Origin of the sequence: Tuberibacillus sp. Marseille-P3662, from assembly GCF_900178005.1 — a bacterium.
In the GTDB taxonomy this organism is placed as follows: Bacteria; Bacillota; Bacilli; order Bacillales; family Sporolactobacillaceae; genus Marseille-P3662.
In genome coordinates this window covers 290,091-312,504 of the sequence record NZ_FXBS01000003.1, presented here as the reverse complement: position 1 = coordinate 312,504, position 22,414 = coordinate 290,091, and the positions used below count along the sequence as shown (strand labels likewise).

Here is a 22,414-nt window from a genome sequence, read left to right as displayed (position 1 = left end):
ACACATTGGCTTATTGAGTTGAATTGAACATCAAAAATAAAAATAACTCACCCTGAAGGACAAGGTGAGCTAGATTTTAAATCCTTTCATTGCTTTGTTCATCGCGTCTTGGTCGATGCCGATATATCTTAACGTAAAAGCCGGATCTGAGTGATTAAATATTTTCTGGAGCATCGCTACATCCCCGGTCTGTTTGTAAAAATGATAACCAAATGTCTTTCTTAATGTATGAGTACCGATGTCATCTAAACTGGCATAATCAGCAGCATCATTGAGTATCTTATAGGCCATGCTCCGGCTAATAGGCTGATTTAGGCCTTCTCTGCTTTTAAATAGAAACTCATGGTCCTCTTTGCCTTCGACATATGTTTTAAACTCACGTTGCAGCTGTGGTGTCATATCAATGCGTTTTTTCTTACCGGTCTTGATTTCGAATATGTTAAAGTATGTTCGCTTAGCGTCCCTCACCCTAAGAGATAAAATATCTGATATCCGGAGCCCCGAGTTAATGCCGGTCACAAACATCATGTAATTTCGTTCACTTTTTTCCCTTAAGAAACGCTTGATATAAAAAATAAGCTCCGGATCCCGAATCGGTTGAACAAAATTCATTGGGATGTCACCGTCTCTTCTTTATAGACCTCAATTTTTAGAAGGAAGGCTAGTTTATAGAACGCTCTGGATTTCACCCTATAATATTTCCGTTCGCTCATTCCGATATCGTTATAAACTTCATAATCGAAAGCATCATCGCTCATGTACCGTTGTATAATAATCGCCCGTTCAAAGTAACTAAGCCGATTAACAGCCTTTTGTATTTTCTTGATGTGTTGCTGACGGAACCGTTCCTGGTCGATATTGTGAATAGCCACATCCTCGGTGTCTGAATGATTGACGTTGGTATTACTCGGAGGAACTAACGAGAACTGCTGTGTTACATTTGGAATCTTCTCTTCTGGTACCGTGAACAAAAACATTTGATAAGTTTCCAACGCCTCTTCTACAGCCTTCCTTGTTGCAAAACGGTCGATTTCCGGTAGTTTGAAGGATAACTGATTCACTAAATGTCCCCCTTATGGTATAATTAACCTATACATGACCATAAGATTTGTTTAAAGAGCCCGGGAATCGAACCAGGCTCTTTTTAACCTTTTGAAGTCGGGATACACGGACGGTTTTTTGTTTCAATATCGCCTGTAACTCTGACTTTGCTTCTTCGGTGTTCAACCAATCACTTCCTCGCTATGGTCACCAAGATGCTGTTTATATAAGCCAAATAACTGCTTATCATCGAACTTTTTCCAGTATTCGGCCACAATTCCGGTCATAACAAAAAGCCATTCGGTGATATTGTCACGTTCTGATTGAGTCATGACTTATCCCTCCTTTCCGACCTTGCGTGCGCCGATTCTGTCGATTTGTGGCTATCAATATCTCGACCGCCTTAATAACTTGAAATCAGTTATTGTGACATCATCATATTTTCTATCACTTTTTTCTTTAATAAAATTTTGCATTTCGGTAATGTCTCTATGAGAAGATATCCTTTTCGGAAATGTGATTTCGCATGCCGAAACCCCGTACCCTTCTCTAGTTTGCCCATAGAAAGTGACAAAGTAATAGAATGTCATCAGAACAACACCCTCTCATATCCGCAATCATCACAATTAGCAGTCACCGGACCATCCGACATGTCCACGTTCATCTCACCGCCGCAATGAGGACACTCCTTTTCCTTCTCCCAACAAACAGGCCCGTATCCACGTTCTTTGCTTTTCTTATCCTTCAGTTCCCGTCCGCATTTAGTACATTCCATTAATATCCACTCTCCTGTCTGGTGTGATTAACCGCGTTTTTGTCCATGTATGCATTGAAAATATCCTCATCCGAAAAGCCGAGTTCTTTTCCTAATGATATATAATCTAATAACGCTTTTAGCCATTTACCCGCGCTATTTATCGGATTGTTGAATATATCTTCAGCAAAATCCATTACAGTGACAGAATTAGAAACATCAGATTTCCGTTGATCTTCTAACCATTTATCGTATCCACGCTCAATCCCAATACTGAGCAAAAAGTGCACACCATCTATATATTCTTCTAAGAGTGGATTTTTAAATCCGACTATCCGTTTAATCTCTCCTATCCATCTTTTGATGGGTACACTAATCCTAGGGGTCTGATCTTTTGACCAAAACTTAAACCCGCGCCACTCATTCAAAAATTCTCCCAGTTCAACCTTAAAAGCAATGATCTTTTTCTGGGTTAAATCCTGACCTTCCAACCCCTTCTCATCGACAATATGCTTGTCCAGTTCCGCTTGCATCGTGAAAAGCTGTTTTAAGTCCATCAAACAAACTTCCTTTCCTCAAATATTTCCAAAGCCCACCGCTTGATCTGATTCGGTATGTTTGCCCTGTCCACTTCACGCTCATTCGTGAACAGATGATAAAAACCACCGTAATCTGCGTTAAATCGGACTAATACTCTGTCATCGTCAGTTAGAGCAACTTCCCATTTTGAATAATTGTTGACCTTGTTTTTATGGATGTAGATGTTCATTCATCCTCACCGCCCGCTTCTTGGGATAAAATGTATATAGCGTCTGGATAATCATGTTCATGCATACTGTCTAATGCTTGGGTCATACTGGCGTGGATTTGTTGGACTCGTTTCAACATAAGTTCCTTATCTTTGATTAACCGCTCGACCTCATCGGCAAGCTGTAAACAACCTTCCCTTGAAAGCGTGGCATCTGGTGTATTGCGTAAATCATTAATCAAGTCTTTTGTCTGATCAGTCATCACTAGCACCGCCTTCCGTTGGGTCTGCACATTCGTTACACAACAGCCTGTGATATCCGCAATCCTCACAAGGTTTCAACTTACTAGCTCCATATTCACACCTCATGTGGTAAGAGGTGATCGAATCGTCGTATTCCCTCCGCATGACCTGCGTGTGTTCCATAGGAACGTCATGGTTACAAACACCACAACGTGATCCGTTCATCATTTCGTTGTCAGTCATCATTAGCACCGCCTTCCATAGCTTCCGAATCTATCATCACCCCGCATTCAGAACACTCGTAGATACCTTGATTCCAGTGCTCCATCTCATCACCACATACTGGGCACATCATTATTTGATCCATCCTCACTCACCGCCTTCCAACAAGTCGGGATTCTCATGAACATTTCCGATGACTTCTACGTTGTACTTTGTCTTATAATCTAAATAAAAGTGCAGCGTGTTAATTGCATTAGGTTTAACGGCGTAATAAGAACCGTCAACATATCTAACTCGGTATATTCCCCCTTGAGAATTGATTAGGTCGTCGTCATAAACCTCAACTCCGTTTTTGTCCCTGAGTCCGGTGTACTGATCTCTAGATAGCAATTCATAATCTGCTAAGAATGCTGGGGATAATTCTTTTAATGGTCGTTCTTCGATTTGTGATAAAAAATAATGCTTTGTTTCAATGTTTCCACTTGCTTTGTGCCTCACGATATAGCGAAATTTAATATTGCTCATCCACACTCACCCTCTCTTTTTCCATGGGAATTTTATTTGCGAATCAGGTATTCCCCACTCGCGGTAACGATGCTTTATTTTTTCAAAGTTACGGTTAACAGCCCGCATTGTCCTTCGTATCCTAAAAGGTCCCTTTAATACACGAAACGTCTCAACTCTATCCGGTAGGCCTTTCGTGTTATACGTTTCAATTTCATACTTACGCCCATACCAACGCTTGCCTAGATACTCCGTTAGTTTAGTTCCGTGCCACCGCGTTATCATCCACCGCTTGCCGTGTCGACGTTCTACCGATACCCGCATCCACACTCACCCTCCTAATCACTAATCACAAACAAGCTACATATCAGCAGGAGCATTAAAGCCTCCATGGTTACTTGTCCTCTATAGTCCATTGACCGTCGAACAAATCCCTAAAAGCTATTCCATCTTCTTCAAAAATCCCTAAACAGACGTATTGGTCAACAATGATTTCTTTACTTGGGCTCTCATGGAATTTAACAGTTTTGCCTTCACCAATTGCCTTCATTGCTTCCTCAAAGGACACGTACCGGGGTAAAATCCTCCACCTCTTATTTCTCATGTTACGGTTTAGTATCATCAATTCAGGAGATTCGCCGTATTCGTTGCCATCTCTATCGCAATCCGTAATCACACCGTCATTTCTCAAAGTTAAGTATTGAATATGACCATCAATACCTGATATCCCCTTAGCCACATCTAAAACCTTCAACCTGTCCACCATCTGCCCTGTCGTTAGAAATTCAGTCATATAACCCCTCCTGCATAATCGTTTTTCGTCCATCGTCCATCTCGACTAATTGTTTCCTTGAGTTTTCAATTTTCTCGTAGTAATAACGGCGTGTGTGCCAATCACTAGCTGAATCACGCCTTTGGATCCACTGGCGAAGGAGCGCGTTTGTTGGGTTTGTTTTCATTCGCCGTCATCCTCTGGTGCGTTGATGCCGGGTATTTTGGTCCCGTATTCGTTAAGAACCGTTTTGACTCCCTCACAAAAACCCCATCCCGCCGGGTTTATATTGTATAGGTAAATGTTATAAGCGTGATCAAATTTTTGTTTAATCCGTTCCTCCGGCGTTTGTTCGACTTCGTAACCGTTGACAAGTGCATTTAAAAATTCATCAAAGTTATCTGCTGCAAAATTCGCAATGATTTGTATGTTCTTCGCTAGGCTACCTGCCTTAAAAGCCAAGTAGACAATCTTTTGATTATCGTGATACTTTTGAAGCTCTTTAATCGCATCCGCAACATACTTAGGTAGAACAACCTTCTCAATCATGCTATCCCCTCCGGAATTTTGACTTTGCATCTAATCATTTTCACAACCTCGTAATCTTCAAGCGGCACGAGCCGGTCTCCCGCTATGCCGTTTTCGGTGTAGACCATGTCAATTGGTCTTTCCTCGCATCGAATATCACGTTTGTAGTCGATCTCCACACCTAAAACTGATGTAACATGATCAGCGATAGCAAGACGTACCTTGTGATGATCCCACATCTGACCAACGCGGACTTTTGATAGCTTGACATACACCGTTTCCATGTCGTCGTCTAATACGACTGTGTTGTTATCACTCATCGTTAGCCTCCTTATGCTAATTCTTCAATTGCAAAATACACACAGTCTTTGCAAATATACTCGTCTGAAACTTGTTTGCCTGTTTTAATATCAATCATGATTAAAGGATTACGGAACAACTGATCAACTTCTTTTTCGCACCAATCACATTTATTGTTATCACTCATCGTTAGCCTCCTTACTCCACAAAACCGTGGAGTGAATTCACTTCCAAATAATGTACTTGAATTTGTTGGGCTTGCTCTCATGGGTCGTAATCGTCCTAAGTATTTCACCGTCACTGTTTTTCCGTTTGCTTTCTGTGACCCAAATCTTGCGAGCCATGTTAAGACTCCGATTCAAAAGACATAAATTCATACAACTTGCACTCGATCTTGTAATCTTTAAATATCTCAATATCACCGACGGTATTTTCCAAATCTAATAGTTTGCCAAGTTTGAGAGCCGTCTCTTCAACCGTCTTTTGGACCGTATCCAGTTCAAAGTCTTCACTGTACTTGAATAGCAATTCATAAAGCGCCTCATTTGGATTCGGGAAGGCAGGACCTTTCCCTGCTGGTGAATATGGGGTGTAAACTTTTACTTGCTCAGTCATCTTAAATCATCCACCTTTCCGATTCATCTTCATTACGACTGAGAATGTGAACAGTCCGTTTCAATTGATCGTTGTCGCTTAGAAGCGTCTGATTTTCCTGCTCAATGTGCTTAGAAAAAGTTTTAAGATTGTCCTTTTCTCGAACCAAGTCAGCGTTTTCGATTTTCAATTCTCCGTTTTGCTTTCTCAGATCCTCTAACTCAGCTTCAGCATCGGCGAGGCATTGACTGGTGTTTTTCATGTTCGCTTCAAGCGCCTTGTACTGGTTTTGCAACTGCTCATTTGAGTCAGTAGTGTCGGCTTCCTCCTTCTTTTCGGAATAATATTCTTGCTGTTGCTTGGAACGCTGCTGATAATAATAGGTCTTGATCGTTCCTCGATTAGCTCCGGTCTTATCCGCAATTTTCATAAGATCAACAGCTTGGTTATTTTCTATTGCTTCATCGATTATTTGCTTGGCCTTTTGCAAACCCTCTTTTGCGCTTTCCTTTGTACTTGGCATCGTTTCATGACCTCCGTTTCGGTATTTTTCAAGTTCTTCCGGGGACAGCTTGTACTCCGTTATCTCACTATTTGCCGGACGTTTGTGGTCCCGAGTGCCGTAATTGATTTGCTGATCCATAGCATCTAACCTCCAAGTCTTCTATTTTGAACTTGATGTGTAGAGCCTCTTGGATGTTGCCGCGTGATAGAGCCGTTTCATATTGCTGTCTGAGGTGTTTCATTTGATCCATGACATTCACCCCGCAATTCCTTTTTAAATTCCTCGAACCATTGCTGTGCTTGTCTTGGCGTCCATCGCTCCTGGCATCCACACGGTTGAGTTTTAACCCCATAACCGACATCCTCATATAGAACACCGCGTCCGTGACAATTAGAGCAGATCATGATTGCTTCAACCTCCAATCATCACCTTGTACTTGGATTGGCTTAGTGCCTTGCATCATTCGGGATACAAGGCGACCACCATGATGCCCGTATTTTTTGATCAAATCTCCAGATGAATAATTGGTGGTAAAAACATTAGACTTTCCGATGCGCGAGTTCATGACCTGAAACAGCTTGTCCGCTGCCCAACTTTCCTTACCATCATCAAATTTCACATATTCAGCGCCGATATCATCCAAAACCAGTAGATCAACGTCTTTGATAATATTCATAATCTCTGATTCTGTCGTTGTAGATTGCTTGTTAAAAGTGTCCTTAATGGCTGTCATAAGATCAGGGACATTAATAAAAAGTGATTGATATCCCTTTTCCTCAACTGCTTTTGCAATGCAATAGGACAAATGGGATTTCCCTAATCCGTATGAACCACGGAAAAACAATGACTTGATGTTTTTTTCTTTGAATTCCTCATCCATGAAGTGATTGGCGTACCACTTGGCTTTTTTCAGAGCATCTTCTTTTGATGGATCATCAGGTATGTAATTATCAAAAGATGCGTTCAGAAGATCCTCTGATACCAAGCTATATTGTTCAAAAATCGCTTTGGCTTTTCTCCATTTTTGTTCTTTGCGTAATTTTTTTTGCCGTTCTTTCAGTTCTTGCTCATCGCACTTAAGGCATCGGCTAGCTTGTCCCCTCGATGTTTCAATGATTTGAACCTCAGAACCACAATGCTCACACGTTCGAGTGCCGATTATCTTAAAATAGCTCTTCATATTGGCTAGTGTTTCCTTGACCGACTGCACTTTGCTCACCAACCTCTTCTTGATTGAGATACGATTCAAATTTTGTTCCAAATAACGTTTCAGGACGAAGGAACTTGGACATTTTAGGATCATTCACCCATTCATGGGTCTTAATCTCTATGACAAGTTTAAAATCATTAAATCGAAAACCTTCGTTCCAACGTGCTTTGATCAGTGATCGTGTTTTATTAGTTTGTGCCCGATATTTGGATCCAGTTGCAGAGTTAAGATAGTTTACTATCTCGACGTAAGGTATTTTCTCTTCTTCTCTTTCTTTATCTAATTCTTCTTCTACTTCTCCTTCTGTTGCGTTACCTTCCGTTACTGTAACGTTACTCTCTTTTTCAGCTTGTTCAATTTGCTTTTTATTCCGATGCTTTGCAACTCGTTGCCTTGTTTGCTCACGAATTTTTTCCATACCAGCAACGTTTTGATGTTTTTCCCAATTCCTTATGCTGATGAATGACTGTTCGTCTATTTCAATCATCCCAAAGCTTTTAAAAGCTTCTAACGCCATGCGAACTGTATTTACGGGTCGGTTGAATATCGTCGCCAACATTTCGTCAGTGTATGGTATCTGTTCACTTAAAAAGATATATCCACTTGCGTTTGTCTTTCCTGCCTGTGATAGCAACTTAACCCATATGACCAGAATGGTGTCGGCTTCTGGCATCTGCTCAATGAGCTTTATTTTTTCATCCTCGAACATGTGCGTGCTTAGCTTGATCCACTTAACATCGCTCATGATTTCACCTTCTTTTGATTTATCATGCATAAATGTGTACAAGTTTGATATACTGATAATACAAGCCTTTTTCAGAGGGGAATTATGGGCTGCTACCCTTTCCCCTCATAATCCAAATGTGATTGAATAGACGCCAATGAATATAACCACACCGGCAATGACAAAGTGATACCAACGATCTCCGTTGTCTTCCATTCCGATAACCTCCTTTCGTAGATTGATAGATTGGATTTATAAAGGACGCCAAACGCTCACCCACTGAATGGCATCGTCATAATCAACACGCTTAACTTCCCTATATGTTGGTGCCTGAAAAGCACGTCTTAATTGACTGTGGATGTGAGAATACATTTGATGTTTTGTATCAAGAGTGCCCATGACTCCATCGCTAAACAGTTTCTCAATACGCTTTTTGATCGCATGATTCAACGTGGTTGCTTGTCCATGGTTTAGCGTTAATTCGTTATCAAAACGAGTTTTCAGTTCCCCTACTTCTTCCTCAATACCGTCCATTCGCTCATTTGATTCTATTGATAACTTCATAGCTGATATCAGCTGATCACGTTCGCTTAATGGCTGTGGTTGGTTCAATTGCTTTTCCATCCTGCGAAACTCATTGATGTATTTTTCCTTGAACTCAGCCGCTTTCTTACCGGTATAGCCCATAACTAAAAAGGTGAATCCATCTTGTTTGATATAATATTTAGGGAGCGCACGGCCTGTTTTATCGTTGTATTCACTCAACGCAAAATTGCGTTCAGCAAAATCATTGCTACACTCAAGAATTTTGATGTCTCTTAAAACATCGGAATGTCGTTTTCCAAAAGATCCAGCCACCGTCAAACTATCGGTTACCGCTTCATCATTTTTGACAAATACTAATTCATTCATTTAACAACTTACCTCCTTTCACCTTTTCCATCACAATCAACACAAACCCCTAAGCAAATATCACCGTCGAAATATCCGCCATTTCTATTACATCCATCGCATTTCATTACAATTCACCTCCCCATAAAAATTTCAGCAAAGTGTTGTTCTAAAAATTCGCTCATCCTAGATGCGATAAAGCACCACGGATCACCCTTGCGATCCGGATAATAAACAAACCCACCTCGGTCAATGTCGAGTATCTTTTTGTAACTAGGCCGAAGGAGAATGTTTTCTTTCAACCAATCTTCTCCGCGGCCTGTCTGTTGTTTTAGATCCTGCATTGACCACCACAATTTATCCATCATAAATCCCTCCAACATATTCTTTTTTTACTTTATCGCTAAAAGCGATATTGCTGTCAAAAAAAATATAGTCTAAAGGAATGAAGTATAGCTCAGAAAACTTTTCCATATATCCGTATGGTATTTTTGTTGGGTTCTTTTCCCATCTACGGAGAGTATCTCTTGTAATACCTAGTTCCTTTGCCGCTTCATCCTGATTCATATCCATTCTTACCCTTAATGCAGGCAAAGTCATTTTCAAGTAAATGGGTACGGTCAATATGTTCATCTCCTTTCTTAATGATATTATATATCGCTAAAAACGATATTACAAGTGTTAAATTTGCTTTTTGCGATATTTTTTTATAAAAATGCTTTAAAAACCAGTCTCAAAGCGATATAATCAAATACAGAAAATGTGACAGGGGAGAAAATTAATGACGAATCGTGATGTAAGAGAAATTTTTGCGGAGAATTTGAAAAGATTACGGGACATAAAAAACGAAACAACTGTTGATTTAGCAAACGATTTGAACGTTGCTCAATCAACCATTTCTGATTGGGAGAATGCGAAGAAAATGCCACGTGCTGGCGCAATTGAAAGACTTAGTGAACATTTCCAAGTCAATAAATCGGATCTTCTCACAGATTTAGATGATAAACAACCGGACACAGCAAAATATATTCCTCTTTTTGGAGATATTGCAGCAGGTGCGCTTGCAACTGTCGAAACTGTAACAGAGAAAAACGTGGAACATCTTCATATAAATAGAGAACTTCTTGGCAAACACAAATATAACAACCAATTATTCGCAATGAAGGTCAATGGAGAGAGTATGAACAAAATCATACCAGACAGCTCCTACGTTGTTGCAAAACCTATCGAGCAATCTGAAATTAAAGATGATGATATTGTAATCTTCAGTTACAGTAACGAATACAGCATGAAGCGCGTATGGAAGGATGAAGAAAATGACGAGATTGTCTTCAGCCCTGAGTCGCACAATCGAAGGTTTAGAGATATCGTCATTCCTTATAACACTTCCAACGATTTGAAGATTTATGCCAAGGTTATTTGGTATTCAGTTACATTGGATTAGAAAGAGAAGGTGGTATCATATCATGGCAAGCTTCAAAAAACTTAAATCAGGGTGGCAGTACCGAATATCATATAAAGCCAACGGCAAGTATTCAACCAAAAGCGAAAACGGCTTTAGGACCAAGGGAGAAGCGAAAATTGCCGCATCTGAAATGGAACAGAGACTTAATAAAGGATATGACATTAGGGCAGCCGAACGCTTCTTTCCGGAATATTTTCGTGATTGGTATGACCTCTATCGTAAAGGGAAAAAAGGACCTGACAACGACGGTGACATAAGGCGCGCTGTAGAATTTGCAGAAGAAAAATTCGTGGGAGTAAAGCTAAAAGATCTTACAAGGAATATGTATCAACAGGCGCTCAATGATTATGGTGAAACTCACGCCACTGCATCCGTCAAAAAACATCATACATATATGCGAGCGTGTTTACGAGATGCTATACAGGACGAGGTTATTTTCAAGGATCCGACATATAAGGCGGTTGCTGTTGGAAAAGTCGCACCTAAAAATGAAGATTTAAAATATCTCAGTTACGGTGAATCAAAAAGATTGATATTAGAATTAATGAGTAATCTTCAACCTCGCTACATTTCGCGATACATAATTTTGTTTGGCTTGGCAACGGGTTGTCGATTTTCTGAAATTATCGGTATGACTTGGGATTGCGTGGACTTCGTTAATCATAAAATCAAAATAAATAAGACATGGGATTCAAAGTATACAAATAATTTTAGCAATACAAAGAATTATTCTTCAAAACGGACTATCACGATCGACGAGGAAACTCTGAACATTTTAGATGATCTCAAAAAGCAACAAAATAAGAATGCGGTGGCCACCGGATTACGTAATACTAAAAATCTCGTCTTTGCAAACAGCAAAATGGAATTAGTTAGCAACAGCGCCGTAAATAAAACACTTAGAAACTTATGCCAAAAAGTCAACGTAACAAAGATCACATGTCATTCCCTACGACACACCCACGCTTCAATGCTTTTATATAAACGTGTTAACGTAAAGTATCTATCTCGACGACTTGGTCATAAAGATATTGTGACCACATTACAAACTTATTCCCATATCATTGATGAAATGGAGCAAATGGAATCACGCCAAGTAGACAACACGATGGAGGAACTATACAATGCAAAATAAATGCAAAAAATTTTCCTAAAGTATCGGATTGTTTAGTATTATACACAATAATAAAAAGCCCAAAAACGTTGTCACATCAACATTCTTGGACTTTTAATCTGTTTGTTCCAGATTGTTGGTATGGAGACGGTGGGAGTTGAACCCACGTCCAGAGACATCGCAATTTAAGCTTCTACGAGCGTAGTCGATATATTAGCGTTTCGCGGTGACATCTGCCTATCGACGGGCGTCCGTCCCGCTAGCCTGTTTGATCTCTTCCAGCTGCCCTCAGGCGGTGGGCCGCTGGCGTATCCCGCTTAGTGTGAGTTCCTGCAGACTGACACACGGGCGATGTCAGGCAGGAACCGCTTAGCTACTATGCAGCAGCTAGAGCGTAATCGTTATCTTCTTTGCCATTTATAGGCGTTGGCGTTTTTTACGAGCGCGCCGACTCGACTCGCAACTCAAATCCGATCTGCCCCTGTCGAATCCGGAACGTCCCCTTGATTTTAAAGAAGACATCGGAAATGAACCGATATTTATTTAATTAGTTACTGTGTTATCAACGTCACAATATATATCATAACACTGAAGTGATTAAAAATCAAGTCTCAATGGATCCAAAACTACATGCCCTTCTCTTCACGACGAACCGCTTTCTCCATTTGCCGCTTCGCGGATTTTTTCTTCTCATCGGCACGTTTATCATATTTCTTCTTACCTTTACCGATACCGACTAACAGCTTCGCGTACCCGTTTTTAATATACAATTTCAGCGGGACAAGCGCATACCCTGCTTGCTGAGTTTTACCGATAATCGTGCTGATTTGCTTACGATTAAGCAACAGCTTACGTTTACGTATAGGGTCATGATTATAGCGGTTGCCTTGTTCATAAGGTGAAATATTCATGTTATCAATGAATACCTCGCCGCCATCCACACGACCAAATGCTTCCTTAATGCTGACCGAACCTTTGCGGATCGACTTGATCTCCGTCCCTTGCAGAACAAGCCCAGCTTCAAATGTCTCTTCAATAAAATAATCATGCCTTGCGCGCCGGTTTTGGGCTGCGAGTCGTCCTTCAGTTGTGTTCTTGGCCATTTCTCTCCCCCCTTAATCCTTCTTTCTATCTGTAATACAAAAGTGTATCAAAAAAAGCGAAAAAGACCAAGAGGCGATGATGAGTCAATCGGAGAGTGCCCTAGCAGACACTCCCGGATACTTATTTCTTACGCTTTTTCTTCCTTTTAGCACCCTCATAGAACGGCTGGTCTTTCCCTTTTTTCTTTTTGTCTTTTTTCTTCTTATCATTTGCTCCTGAATGTTTATCCGTAATCACTTTCGGCCGTGCTTTGCGTGTGCGTTCTGGTTTTTGCATCCCAGAAATCTCAAAGTCAATACGGCGCTCTTCTGTGCTAACACTCATCACTTGGACAGTGACTTCATCACCGATTCGAAAGACGTTGCCTGTACGCTCACCAATCAATGCCATATGTTCTTGACTGTAGTGATAATAATCATCGGTCAAATAACTGATGTGGACGAGACCTTCAATCGTATTCGGCAGCTCAACAAACAAGCCAAAGCTTGTCACACCGCTAATCATTCCGTCAAACGTTTCACCGACTTGATCCTTCATGAATTCAGCTTTTTTCAAATCATCGGTTTCCCGTTCCGCATCAACAGATCGACGTTCCGTTTCTGATGAATGTTGCGCGATATCAGGTAGCTTGTTCGCCCAATGCTTTTGGACACTTGCATCTTGTCGTTTTTCAATCAAATATTTACGAATTAATCGATGCACAATTAAGTCAGGATAACGACGAATCGGTGACGTGAAGTGCGTGTAGAAATCCGTCGCCAATCCAAAGTGACCCAAACTTTCCTCGTAATACTTAGCTTGCTGCATCGACCGCAACATAACTGTACTGATAATCGGTTCTTCGGGTTCATCCTTGACTTCTTCAAGCAAAGCCTGCAGCGTGCGCGGATGAATACTCTCAAGACTGCCCTTAACGACATAACCGAAGTTAACAGCGAAATTATAGAAAGTGGATAGCTTATCAGGATTCGGCTCCTCGTGTATCCGATAAATAAACGGAAGATCCATCCAATGAAAATGTTCGGCGACCGTTTCATTCGCAGCTAACATGAATTCTTCAATTAGCCGCTCAGCAACGGAACGCTCACGTAAAGCAACATCTGTCGGATGACCTTCATCATCAACTAACACTTTAGCTTCTTTAAAATCGAAGTCAACCGCGCCACGCAAACGTCGTTTTTCCGTTAGGATATTAGCCAGTTCACCCATAGTCTCAAAGAACGGAACCAATGTCTTATACCTTTCGATAACCTCGTCATCTTCTTTAAGCAGAATTTTGCGCACATCGGTATAGGTCATGCGCTCTGTCGTGTTAATGACACTCGGAAAAATGTCGTGATCAATGACTTGTCCTTCCGGCGTGATTTCCATTTCACATGATAATGTTAACCGATCAACATTCGGATTCAAACTACAAATACCATTGGATAGCCGATGCGGTATCATAGGAATAACACGGTCCACTAAATAGGTACTATTGCCTCGCTCATAAGCTTCTTTATCTAAGGCTGAATCTTCTTCGACATAATAGGTGACGTCAGCGATATGAACGCCCAATTTATAGTTGCCGTTGTCTAATTTGACAACATGAACCGCATCATCCAAGTCTTTAGCATCAGCACCATCGATGGTGACAATCGTCTCATCACGTAAATCCCGTCGCCCTTCAATTTCTGCAGGATCAATCTCACTTGGGGCCGCCTTGGCTTCATCCATCACCTCGTCCGGAAAATCGGTAGGAATACCATGCTTGTGAATGATCGAAAGGATATCGATACCTGGATCATTCTTATGACCGAGAATGTGAACAATAGCACCTTCCGCATTCTTGCGGCCTTCCGGATATTTTGTGATCTCAACAACTACCTTGTGTCCGTCCACGGCCCCGTTAATCGAATTTTTCGGAATAAAAATATCCGAAGGGATTTTTTGATCATCGGGAATCACAAAGCCGAAATGATTGTTATCATCATATGTACCGACGACCTTGGAATTGCCGCGTTCAACAATGCGAACCACGGTCCCTTCAGGGCGTCCGCCACCTTTCGCATCCTGGTTCACACGAATTAAAACGATATCCTTATTCATCGCCCCATTCAACTCACCTTGGGGAATGTAGACATCATCATAAACGTCACCTTCATCCGGGATTAAGAAAGCAAACCCTTTGGCATGGGCCTGAATTTTCCCGCGAAGCAAATTCATTTTTTCCGGAACACCGTAGCGGTTGCTGCGAGTCCGGATCACCTGACCATTGTCCTCTAATTCGTTCAAAGCTTTCATTAACGCCTTAAACCCATCGGCATCAGAAAGCTCCAATGTTTCTTCTAATTCATTGACACTCAACGGCTTTTCCGATTCATCTCTTAAATAATCAAGTGCTTGCTGCTTAATGTCGCCTTCCACGAGCATACCTCCTATCGTTAAGAGACGGTCCAATCAAGCTCTTCAAGAAATTCATAGATATCTTGATGAAGCTGTTCTTTCTCGTCTCCAAAAGTAATGACATGCGGTGAATCGTCATACCATTTTAGATTTTTGTGTTCTGATTCAAGTGATTCATAAATAAATGTGGCACTTTGTGGATCAATCATGTCATCATGCGTTGCCTGAGCAATGAAGGCCGGTGCATAAATCATATCAATATTGTCCCGTACTTCATTAATGACCTCTTTTGTTTTCACCAGTTGATCCACGGAGGTGTTATAAAAAACCTCCATTTCCTCTTCCACTTGTTCCTTGGATTTCCCTTCTCTTTGTTTCCACTCACGCGCGTACTTTAAAACACCTTCATAAATATTTTCTGATGTATTAGCACTTGATGGCGCACACATTGTTACAATTCCCTTTACAGGTAAATTGTAACCACATTTTAATGAATATACACCACCAAGTGACAATCCACCTACTGCGATTTCCTTGTAACCAAGATCTTGCAAATGTTGATAAGCATTTTGTACGTCTGCCCACCATTGCTCCGGATCAGCATCCAATAATGCCTCAGGGGGAACACCGTGACCGGTCAAATGCGGTGCATGGCTTGTATAACCTCTTTCTTGCAAAAAGCGCCCTAACATGCGAACATCCGCTGAATTGCCCGTAAATCCATGTAATAGCAATACAGCTCGGGGGCCTGCTTCAAATGTAAATGGTTTTGGTGGTACAATTTTCATCATAATCTCTCCCTACTATCATTATTACAATGTCGATTGACTTCCCTGCTAAAATGATATGGTGGTGCTTAGCGAAGCGGGGAAGTGCTCTCTATCGCTACTCCTAGAATGACTCACCGGAATTTAAATTATGACGGTGACATCACTCAAAAACAAATAGAAAGAGCCAAGCTAGCGCTTGACTCCAACTTTCAAAACTCACTCAATTTTTAAACATAAAACGCAAGTAAGAACGCGCTAACAAAGAACACAATTGACAAAATAACGGTTGTCCGATGTAAGACCTTATCTATACCGCGAGCTTTTTGTTTGCCAAAGAGTTGCTCAGCACCGCCCGTGATGGCACCGGAAAGTCCTTCACTCTTACCTGACTGCAATAAAACGATGGTTATAATACCGAGTGCTGCTATCATCAATAGAATTGTCAATAATGTATGCACAGAACTCCACCTCCTGTGTCTTGAAACACGATATTTTAAATGTAACATAATGCAATCACAGTGGCAATCGTTTAAGAAAAACCGGACTGCCCTTGAGCAGCCCGGTTCGCCGTAGCATTACTTATTTAAATTATAGAAGGCTTGTTCACCAGCAAATCGAGCCGATTCACCAAGCATATCGGAAATCCGCAACAGTTGGTTATATTTTGCAACACGGTCGGTCCGTGAAGGCGCACCCGTTTTAATTTGACCGGCATTGGTTGCGACGGCAATATCAGCAATCGTCGTATCTTCCGTCTCACCAGAACGGTGGGAAATAATCGCTGTATATCCAGCTTGTTGGGCCATTTCAATGGCGTCAAACGTTTCCGTCAATGTTCCAATTTGGTTAACTTTAACTAAAATGGAGTTGCCGACACCTTTTTCAATTCCGTAAGCGAGTTTGTTCGTGTTCGTGACAAACAAATCATCACCGACGAGCTGCACGCGGTCACCTAGGGCTTGGGTAAGTTTTTGCCAGCCTTCCCAATCGTTTTCATCAAGGCCATCCTCGATTGAAACAATTGGATATTTATCAAGCAGTTGACGATAGAAATCAATCATTTCATCAGATGATTTGCTGACACCTTCACCTTTCAGATGATATTGACCATCTTGATAGATTTCTGAAGAGGCAACATCCATCGCCAACTTCACTTGATCGCCAGGCTTGTATCCGGCTTTTTCAATCGCTGTGACAATGGTCTGTAAAGCTTCTTCATTCGATCCTAAGTCTGGAGCAAAGCCACCTTCATCACCAACAGCGGTGTTTAGGCCTTTTTCATTAAGGACTTTCTTCAGGTTATGGAAAATTTCCGCACCCATGCGCAAGCCCTCTTTAAAGTTGTCAGCGCCAACTGGCATAATCATGAATTCTTGGAAATCAACGTTGTTATCAGCATGCTCGCCGCCGTTCAAGATATTCATCATCGGTACCGGTAGCTTTTTACCATTAAATCCACCGAGGTAACGGTAGAGCGGTAGACCAAGAAATGCTGCTGCAGCGTCAGCAATAGCCATGGAGACACCTAAAATAGCATTAGCACCTAATTTTCCTTTATTCTCTGTTCCATCTAACTGGATGAGTGCGCGGTCAATCGCTACTTGGTCAAGCGCATCAAATCCAACAAGTTCTGGGGCGATGAGCGTATTAACGTTTTCTACGGCGTTAAGAACCCCTTTACCTAAAAAGCGTTCTTTGTCCCCATCGCGCAATTCAACAGCTTCATATTCACCAGTTGAAGCCCCGCTCGGAACGAGAGCCGTACCGAGGGCACCGGATTCCAATTCAACCTCAACTTCTACAGTTGGGTTCCCGCGTGAATCCAAAACTTCGCGGGCATATACATCAATAATGTATGACATGATCTTCACTCCTCTTCGTTATGTTTAATTAAGGTATTGCCGCCCATTTCTTTCGGCTTATTAACGTGTAAAAGGTCAAGTAAGGTTGGCGATAAATCGGCTAAGATTCCATCTGTACGCAAGGGTTCCGTTTGTCCTGCGACCATCACTGGAACCGGATTTGTTGTATGAGCCGTTTGTGGTGAACCATCTTCATTTAAGACTTCATCCGAATTACCGTGATCAGCGGTAATAATCGCCTTTCCGTCTTTCTCTAAAATGGTATCAACGACTCTACCTAAACATTCGTCAACCGCTTCAACAGCTTTGATGGTTGGTTCAAGCATTCCGGAATGCCCGACCATATCTGGGTTGGCAAAGTTTAAAATAATCGCATCAAATTTATCTTGATTGATTTCACCAAGCAACGCATCGGTGACTTCATAAACACTCATTTCCGGCTTCAGATCATACGTTGCGACTTTAGGAGAGTTAATCAAGATTCGTTCTTCACCTGGGAACTCTTCTTCACGGCCACCACTGAAGAAAAACGTGACGTGCGGATATTTTTCCGTCTCAGCAATCCGCAGTTGTGTCAGATCATTTTGGGCTAACACTTCGCCTACGGTATTATCAAGGTCCGTCGGTTTAAACGCAACATTTCCTTCAACGGTTTCACTAAAGTGAGTCAAGCAGACAAAGTGGATGTCTTCAGGCCACTGTTCACCCCGGTCAAAACCGCGGAAGTCTTCGTTTGTAAACACTTGTGAAATTTGAATCGCCCGGTCTGGACGGAAATTGAAGAAAATCACGGCGTCGCCATCATTCACTGTAGCCACTGGTTCACCATCTTCCTGAATGACAGACGGCAACACAAACTCATCATAGATATCGTTGTTATAAGAATCATCGACAACTTCATATGGATCGTTATACTCAGAACCTTCACCGTATACAATCGCCCGGTAAGCTTTTTCAATCCGGTCCCAACGATTGTCGCGATCCATCGCATAATAGCGGCCTGAAAGTGTGGCAATTTTACCTACGCCATATTCTTTAATCTTATTTTGTGTCCGTTCAATGTATTGTTTCGCTGTTTTCGGACCAACATCTCGCCCATCAAGAAAGCCATGAATATATACTTGCTCAAGGTCTTCCATACCTGCAAGCTTCAACAATGCGAACATATGGTCAATATGACTGTGAACACCGCCATCTGACAGCAAACCAAAGATGTGCAGCTTAGAGCCTTTTTCCTTAGCTGTCCGGATCGCTTCCAAGAAAGTATCTTTGTCAAAAAAGTCACCCGACTCGATCGACATATTCACACGGGTTAAGCTTTGATAAACCACACGGCCCGCACCAATATTCATGTGCCCAACTTCAGAATTCCCCATTTGACCCTCGGGAAGACCGACATTTTTGCCGTCTGCTCTTAGCGTCGCATGAGGATATTGATCCCAAAGCCGATCAAAATTAGGCGTATTCGCTTGCGCTACAGCATTGCCGTAGGTTTCATTGCGTTCGCCGTATCCATCTAAAATGATTAATGCATGAGGAATTTTATTCGCCATGACTGGCAGCCTCCAATAATTGCAAGAACGATTTCGGATCGAGACTCGCACCACCAACAAGTGCACCATCAATATCCGGTTGCTGCATGAAAGTATCGATGTTATTCGGTTTGACACTACCGCCATATTGGATACGAACCGCATCAGCAACATCTTGTCCAAACATCTCGCTGATGTCTTCGCGAATCACACGGCACACAGCATTGGCATCATCAGCCGTAGCTGACTTCCCTGTACCAATCGCCCAAATCGGTTCGTAGGCAATCACGACTTGTCCCGCTTGCTCCTTAGTCAATCCTTCTAGACCCTTAGTGAGTTGTCTTTTTACAACCGCATTTGTTTCGTTATTTTCACGTTGTTCATCGGATTCACCCACACAAACAATGGGCAACAGGTTATGACTGAAAGCCGCATGAACTTTCTTATTAACGATCTCATCTGTTTCTTGGAAAATATCACGGCGTTCCGAGTGACCAATAATGACAGCACTCACACCCAAATCTTCTAACATCACCGGACTGATCTCACCGGTAAAGGCGCCGCTTTCTTCAAAATACATATTTTGCGCACCGATACCAAAATCCATATCCTCCGTTTGATCAACTAACGCATCTAAAAATAGAGACGGAGCACAGATCAAAGCATCTGCCTGGCTTTTATCAGGTAACAGCCCTTTTGTTTCTTGAACAAACTGATGGGCCTCCTGAATCGTCTTATTCATCTTCCAATTAGCAGCAATAATAGGCTTACGCACGTTAGTCTCCTCCCTTAACTATTTTTTTGCTACGTCGCATTGACTTCCCTGCTAAACTAATATCGTGTACTTAGCGAAGCGGGGAAGTGCTCCTATTCTTTATCGCTAAGAATGGCAATGCCCGGTAGTGTTTTTCCTTCCATGAGCTCTAGAGAGGCTCCACCGCCGGTTGAAATATGGTCCATGTCCTCTACGTAACCAAATTTCTCTACAGCCGCTGCGGAGTCACCGCCGCCAATTATGGTGTATGTGTCATCAGCATTGGCGAGTGCTTCACCAACCGCCCTGGTTCCTCCTGCAAAAGGTTCGAGCTCAAAAACGCCCATTGGACCATTCCACATAACGAGCTTGGAATCCTTGATCACTTTCGTAAAAGTTTCCCGAGTTTTGGGGCCAATGTCCATCGCTTCCCAATCAGCTGGAATCTCATCAATTGAGACAATCTTTGTATGGGCATCATTAGAAAAATCATCGCCGACAACAGCGTCCTCAGCTAGGTAGAAATTGACGCCCTGATCTTTTGCTTTTTGCATAAAAGCCTTGGCGTCTTCAACCCGGTCTTTCTCAAGTAAAGACTTACCGATTTCATAACCTTGAGCCTTAATAAAGGTGTAAGCAAGGCCACCGCCAATAATCAAGTTATCGACTTTATCGATTAAATTATCAATCACACCGATTTTGTCACTAACCTTAGCACCACCGATGATGGCTGTGAACGGTCGATCAGGGTCTGCCAATGCTTTACCAATAATATTGATTTCTCTTTCCAATAAGAAGCCGGCAACCGCTGGAAGATGATCGGCGATACCCGCGGTAGAAGCATGAGCCCGGTGTGCTGCCCCAAAAGCATCATTGACAAAAACATCCGCTAATTCAGCAAAGGCTTCGGCTAATTGAGCATCATTTTTCTTCTCTCCAGGGTGAAAACGCACATTTTCAATGAGTAATACATCGCCGGATTCTAAGTTGGACACCGCCTTATCGACTTCCTCACCGATGACCTCGTCCGTTTTATAGACTGATTCGCCAAGCAGATCACTAAGACGCTTAGCTACAGGATCAAGTCTAAGTTCATCAACAACTTCGCCGTTCGGACGACCGAGATGTGACGCTAAAATAATTTTAGCTCCTTGTTCCACCATATACTGGATCGTTGGAACAGCTGCTCGAATTCGCGTATCATCCGTTATCACCCCATCCTCTAATGGGACATTAAAGTCGACACGGCAAAAGACGGTCTGATCGGTTAGATCAATATCCCGCATCGTTTTTTTATTCATAGTTGGGCCTCCCAATACACAAAAATAAGCCATGCTTAAAGAGGAAGCACTCTGGCCCCCTCTTTAAACACACAGTTATAAACATTATTTGCTTGCGATGTAATCAACAAGGTCAACAACACGGTTGGAGTAACCTGTTTCGTTATCATACCATGAAATCACTTTAACCATGTTATCTTCTAACACCATTGTTGAGATCGCGTCAACAACGGATGAAAGTTGGTTACCGTTATAGTCTTTTGATACAAGGGGTTCTTCACTATAACCAAGTACACCTTTAAGTTCACCTTCAGCCGCTTCTTTAAGAGCAGCGTTGATGTCATCACGCGTTACCGTTTTATCTAGTTCAGCAACAAGGTCAATCGTCGATACGTTCGCTGTAGGAACACGCATAGCCATGCCGTTTAGCTTGCCATCAAGTTCAGGCAATACAAGGGAAACAGCTTGTGCTGCACCTGTTGTTGTCGGAATAAGATTTTCGCTGGCAGCACGGGCACGGCGATAATCTTTATGCGGCAAATCAAGGATTTGTTGGTCATTTGTAAATGAGTGAACGGTTGTCATAAGGCCGCGTTTGATCCCGAATTTCTCGTTAAGCACTTTGGCAACCGGGGCCAAGCAGTTCGTTGTGCAAGAAGCATTGGAAATAACATCGTGCTTGGATGCATCGTACTGATCTTCATTAACACCCATAACAACCGTAATGTCTTCTTGTTTGGCCGGCGCGGAAATGACAACTTTTTTCGCACCTGCTTCAAGGTGTTTAGCTGCGTCATCGCGTTGTGTGAAACGACCTGTCGATTCAACGACAATGTCAATACCAAGGTCACCCCAACCGAGATCAACTGGATTCCGTTCAGAAAGAACTTTGACTTCTTTGCCACCAACAACGAGATTGTCGTTATTAACAGTCACTTCTTCATCCAATTTGCCATGAACGGTGTCGTACTGGAGCAAATGAGCCAACATGTTAGCGTCAGTAAGGTCGTTCACCGCTACAACGTCGACTTCTGGATTCTTAAGAGCTGCGCGAAATACATTACGACCAATACGACCAAAACCATTAATTCCTACTTTAACTGCCATAAATA

The 22,414-nt window shown here is 42.1% G+C and carries 34 protein-coding genes and 1 other RNA gene; 2 read left to right on the top strand and 33 right to left on the bottom strand.

Annotated elements, in window-relative coordinates; translation table 11 throughout:
- Positions 1 to 69: 69 nt before the first annotated feature.
- The 23 genes from B9Y89_RS03075 to B9Y89_RS02975 form a co-directional block, all read right to left on the bottom strand.
- Positions 70 to 612 carry a site-specific integrase gene (locus B9Y89_RS03075; RefSeq protein ID WP_085521399.1) on the bottom strand — a complete coding sequence of 181 codons (543 nt, stop codon included), beginning with the start codon at positions 610 to 612 and terminating at the stop codon, positions 70 to 72.
- Positions 609 to 1,061 carry an ArpU family phage packaging/lysis transcriptional regulator gene (locus tag B9Y89_RS03070; protein WP_085521398.1) on the bottom strand — a complete coding sequence of 151 codons (453 nt, stop codon included), beginning with the start codon at positions 1,059 to 1,061 and terminating at the stop codon, positions 609 to 611. The genes B9Y89_RS03075 and B9Y89_RS03070 overlap by 4 nt, the downstream gene beginning before the upstream one ends.
- Before the next feature lie 162 nt (positions 1,062 to 1,223).
- On the bottom strand, positions 1,224 to 1,373 hold the full coding sequence (locus tag B9Y89_RS18945; protein WP_176222083.1) for a hypothetical protein: 150 nt from the start codon (positions 1,371 to 1,373) through the stop codon (positions 1,224 to 1,226).
- Between the two features lie 257 nt (positions 1,374 to 1,630).
- Complete coding sequence (locus B9Y89_RS03060) at positions 1,631 to 1,816, bottom strand: DUF6011 domain-containing protein (RefSeq protein WP_085521396.1); 186 nt, start codon at positions 1,814 to 1,816, stop codon at positions 1,631 to 1,633.
- A complete protein-coding gene (locus B9Y89_RS03055) occupies positions 1,816 to 2,352 on the bottom strand; it encodes a dUTP diphosphatase (protein ID WP_085521395.1) in 537 nt (178 codons plus the stop codon). Before B9Y89_RS03055 ends, B9Y89_RS03060 begins: the two co-directional genes overlap by 1 nt.
- Positions 2,352 to 2,564, bottom strand: a complete 213-nt coding sequence (locus B9Y89_RS03050) for a hypothetical protein (RefSeq protein WP_085521394.1) — start codon at positions 2,562 to 2,564, stop codon at positions 2,352 to 2,354. Before B9Y89_RS03050 ends, B9Y89_RS03055 begins: the two co-directional genes overlap by 1 nt.
- Positions 2,561 to 2,806 (bottom strand): hypothetical protein, encoded by a 246-nt coding sequence (locus tag B9Y89_RS03045; RefSeq protein WP_085521393.1) that lies wholly within the window; start codon positions 2,804 to 2,806, stop codon positions 2,561 to 2,563. Before B9Y89_RS03045 ends, B9Y89_RS03050 begins: the two co-directional genes overlap by 4 nt.
- Positions 2,807 to 3,021: 215 nt before the next feature.
- Positions 3,022 to 3,153 (bottom strand): phage terminase large subunit family protein, encoded by a 132-nt coding sequence (locus B9Y89_RS19195; protein WP_217807168.1) that lies wholly within the window; start codon positions 3,151 to 3,153, stop codon positions 3,022 to 3,024.
- A gap of 2 nt (positions 3,154 to 3,155) precedes the next feature.
- A complete protein-coding gene (locus tag B9Y89_RS03035; RefSeq protein ID WP_085521391.1) occupies positions 3,156 to 3,533 on the bottom strand; it encodes a YopX family protein in 378 nt (125 codons plus the stop codon).
- A 6-nt stretch (positions 3,534 to 3,539) separates the two neighbouring features.
- Complete coding sequence (locus B9Y89_RS03030) at positions 3,540 to 3,836, bottom strand: hypothetical protein (RefSeq protein ID WP_085521390.1); 297 nt, start codon at positions 3,834 to 3,836, stop codon at positions 3,540 to 3,542.
- A 70-nt stretch (positions 3,837 to 3,906) separates the two neighbouring features.
- Positions 3,907 to 4,305: a hypothetical protein gene (locus B9Y89_RS03025; RefSeq protein ID WP_085521388.1), complete on the bottom strand. Its 399-nt coding sequence runs from the start codon at positions 4,303 to 4,305 to the stop codon at positions 3,907 to 3,909.
- Positions 4,298 to 4,471, bottom strand: a complete 174-nt coding sequence (locus tag B9Y89_RS18940) for a hypothetical protein (RefSeq protein ID WP_176222082.1) — start codon at positions 4,469 to 4,471, stop codon at positions 4,298 to 4,300. The genes B9Y89_RS03025 and B9Y89_RS18940 overlap by 8 nt, the downstream gene beginning before the upstream one ends.
- Positions 4,468 to 4,833 carry a DUF1642 domain-containing protein gene (locus B9Y89_RS03020; protein ID WP_176222081.1) on the bottom strand — a complete coding sequence of 122 codons (366 nt, stop codon included), beginning with the start codon at positions 4,831 to 4,833 and terminating at the stop codon, positions 4,468 to 4,470. The genes B9Y89_RS18940 and B9Y89_RS03020 overlap by 4 nt, the downstream gene beginning before the upstream one ends.
- Positions 4,830 to 5,132 (bottom strand): hypothetical protein, encoded by a 303-nt coding sequence (locus B9Y89_RS03015; protein WP_085521384.1) that lies wholly within the window; start codon positions 5,130 to 5,132, stop codon positions 4,830 to 4,832. Before B9Y89_RS03015 ends, B9Y89_RS03020 begins: the two co-directional genes overlap by 4 nt.
- An 11-nt stretch (positions 5,133 to 5,143) precedes the next feature.
- Positions 5,144 to 5,299, bottom strand: a complete 156-nt coding sequence (locus tag B9Y89_RS18935) for a hypothetical protein (protein ID WP_176222080.1) — start codon at positions 5,297 to 5,299, stop codon at positions 5,144 to 5,146.
- A 158-nt stretch (positions 5,300 to 5,457) separates the two neighbouring features.
- Complete coding sequence (locus B9Y89_RS03010) at positions 5,458 to 5,727, bottom strand: hypothetical protein (protein WP_085521382.1); 270 nt, start codon at positions 5,725 to 5,727, stop codon at positions 5,458 to 5,460.
- 1 nt (position 5,728) lies between these two features.
- Positions 5,729 to 6,349, bottom strand: coding sequence for a hypothetical protein (locus tag B9Y89_RS03005; protein WP_085521380.1), 621 nt, complete (start codon positions 6,347 to 6,349; stop codon positions 5,729 to 5,731).
- The gene (locus B9Y89_RS18675; RefSeq protein WP_139822687.1) at positions 6,297 to 6,563 is read right to left on the bottom strand and encodes a hypothetical protein; all 267 of its coding nucleotides are present in this window, start codon (positions 6,561 to 6,563) and stop codon (positions 6,297 to 6,299) included. Before B9Y89_RS18675 ends, B9Y89_RS03005 begins: the two co-directional genes overlap by 53 nt.
- Before the next feature lie 48 nt (positions 6,564 to 6,611).
- Positions 6,612 to 7,421: an ATP-binding protein gene (locus tag B9Y89_RS02995; protein ID WP_139822686.1), complete on the bottom strand. Its 810-nt coding sequence runs from the start codon at positions 7,419 to 7,421 to the stop codon at positions 6,612 to 6,614.
- Positions 7,375 to 8,166 (bottom strand): phage replisome organizer N-terminal domain-containing protein, encoded by a 792-nt coding sequence (locus tag B9Y89_RS02990; protein WP_085521374.1) that lies wholly within the window; start codon positions 8,164 to 8,166, stop codon positions 7,375 to 7,377. Before B9Y89_RS02990 ends, B9Y89_RS02995 begins: the two co-directional genes overlap by 47 nt.
- 231 nt (positions 8,167 to 8,397) lie before the next feature.
- Positions 8,398 to 9,057, bottom strand: a complete 660-nt coding sequence (locus B9Y89_RS02985) for a Rha family transcriptional regulator (RefSeq protein WP_085521372.1) — start codon at positions 9,055 to 9,057, stop codon at positions 8,398 to 8,400.
- Between the two features lie 113 nt (positions 9,058 to 9,170).
- Positions 9,171 to 9,401 (bottom strand): DUF771 domain-containing protein, encoded by a 231-nt coding sequence (locus tag B9Y89_RS02980; protein ID WP_085521370.1) that lies wholly within the window; start codon positions 9,399 to 9,401, stop codon positions 9,171 to 9,173.
- On the bottom strand, positions 9,394 to 9,660 hold the full coding sequence (locus B9Y89_RS02975) for a helix-turn-helix domain-containing protein (protein WP_217807167.1): 267 nt from the start codon (positions 9,658 to 9,660) through the stop codon (positions 9,394 to 9,396). Before B9Y89_RS02975 ends, B9Y89_RS02980 begins: the two co-directional genes overlap by 8 nt.
- A 157-nt stretch (positions 9,661 to 9,817) precedes the next feature.
- Between B9Y89_RS02975 and B9Y89_RS02970 the strand changes: the two genes are divergently transcribed.
- Positions 9,818 to 10,480, top strand: a complete 663-nt coding sequence (locus B9Y89_RS02970; RefSeq protein ID WP_085521366.1) for a LexA family protein — start codon at positions 9,818 to 9,820, stop codon at positions 10,478 to 10,480.
- A 22-nt stretch (positions 10,481 to 10,502) separates the two neighbouring features.
- The gene (locus B9Y89_RS02965; RefSeq protein ID WP_085521364.1) at positions 10,503 to 11,636 is read left to right on the top strand and encodes a tyrosine-type recombinase/integrase; all 1,134 of its coding nucleotides are present in this window, start codon (positions 10,503 to 10,505) and stop codon (positions 11,634 to 11,636) included.
- 118 nt (positions 11,637 to 11,754) lie between these two features.
- Here B9Y89_RS02965 and ssrA read toward each other — a convergent pair.
- From ssrA to gap, 10 genes are all read right to left on the bottom strand, one after another.
- Positions 11,755 to 12,118: a transfer-messenger RNA gene (gene ssrA / locus B9Y89_RS02960) on the bottom strand.
- Between the two features lie 123 nt (positions 12,119 to 12,241).
- Positions 12,242 to 12,718, bottom strand: a complete 477-nt coding sequence (gene smpB, locus B9Y89_RS02955) for an SsrA-binding protein SmpB (RefSeq protein ID WP_085521362.1) — start codon at positions 12,716 to 12,718, stop codon at positions 12,242 to 12,244.
- Positions 12,719 to 12,839: 121 nt separating this feature from the next.
- On the bottom strand, positions 12,840 to 15,131 hold the full coding sequence (gene rnr / locus B9Y89_RS02950; RefSeq protein ID WP_176222079.1) for a ribonuclease R: 2,292 nt from the start codon (positions 15,129 to 15,131) through the stop codon (positions 12,840 to 12,842).
- A gap of 11 nt (positions 15,132 to 15,142) precedes the next feature.
- A complete protein-coding gene (locus B9Y89_RS02945) occupies positions 15,143 to 15,895 on the bottom strand; it encodes an alpha/beta hydrolase (protein ID WP_303393578.1) in 753 nt (250 codons plus the stop codon).
- Between the two features lie 206 nt (positions 15,896 to 16,101).
- Positions 16,102 to 16,332: a preprotein translocase subunit SecG gene (secG, locus tag B9Y89_RS02940; protein WP_085521356.1), complete on the bottom strand. Its 231-nt coding sequence runs from the start codon at positions 16,330 to 16,332 to the stop codon at positions 16,102 to 16,104.
- A 117-nt stretch (positions 16,333 to 16,449) separates the two neighbouring features.
- Positions 16,450 to 17,736 (bottom strand): phosphopyruvate hydratase, encoded by a 1,287-nt coding sequence (gene eno / locus B9Y89_RS02935; RefSeq protein WP_085521354.1) that lies wholly within the window; start codon positions 17,734 to 17,736, stop codon positions 16,450 to 16,452.
- 5 nt (positions 17,737 to 17,741) lie between these two features.
- A complete protein-coding gene (gene gpmI, locus B9Y89_RS02930) occupies positions 17,742 to 19,289 on the bottom strand; it encodes a 2,3-bisphosphoglycerate-independent phosphoglycerate mutase (RefSeq protein WP_085521352.1) in 1,548 nt (515 codons plus the stop codon).
- The gene (gene tpiA, locus B9Y89_RS02925) at positions 19,279 to 20,043 is read right to left on the bottom strand and encodes a triose-phosphate isomerase (RefSeq protein ID WP_085521350.1); all 765 of its coding nucleotides are present in this window, start codon (positions 20,041 to 20,043) and stop codon (positions 19,279 to 19,281) included. Before tpiA ends, gpmI begins: the two co-directional genes overlap by 11 nt.
- Before the next feature lie 92 nt (positions 20,044 to 20,135).
- Positions 20,136 to 21,323, bottom strand: coding sequence for a phosphoglycerate kinase (locus tag B9Y89_RS02920; RefSeq protein WP_085521348.1), 1,188 nt, complete (start codon positions 21,321 to 21,323; stop codon positions 20,136 to 20,138).
- 84 nt (positions 21,324 to 21,407) lie between these two features.
- Positions 21,408 to 22,409 carry a type I glyceraldehyde-3-phosphate dehydrogenase gene (gene gap, locus B9Y89_RS02915; protein WP_085521346.1) on the bottom strand — a complete coding sequence of 334 codons (1,002 nt, stop codon included), beginning with the start codon at positions 22,407 to 22,409 and terminating at the stop codon, positions 21,408 to 21,410.
- Between the last annotated feature and the right edge of the window lie 5 nt (positions 22,410 to 22,414).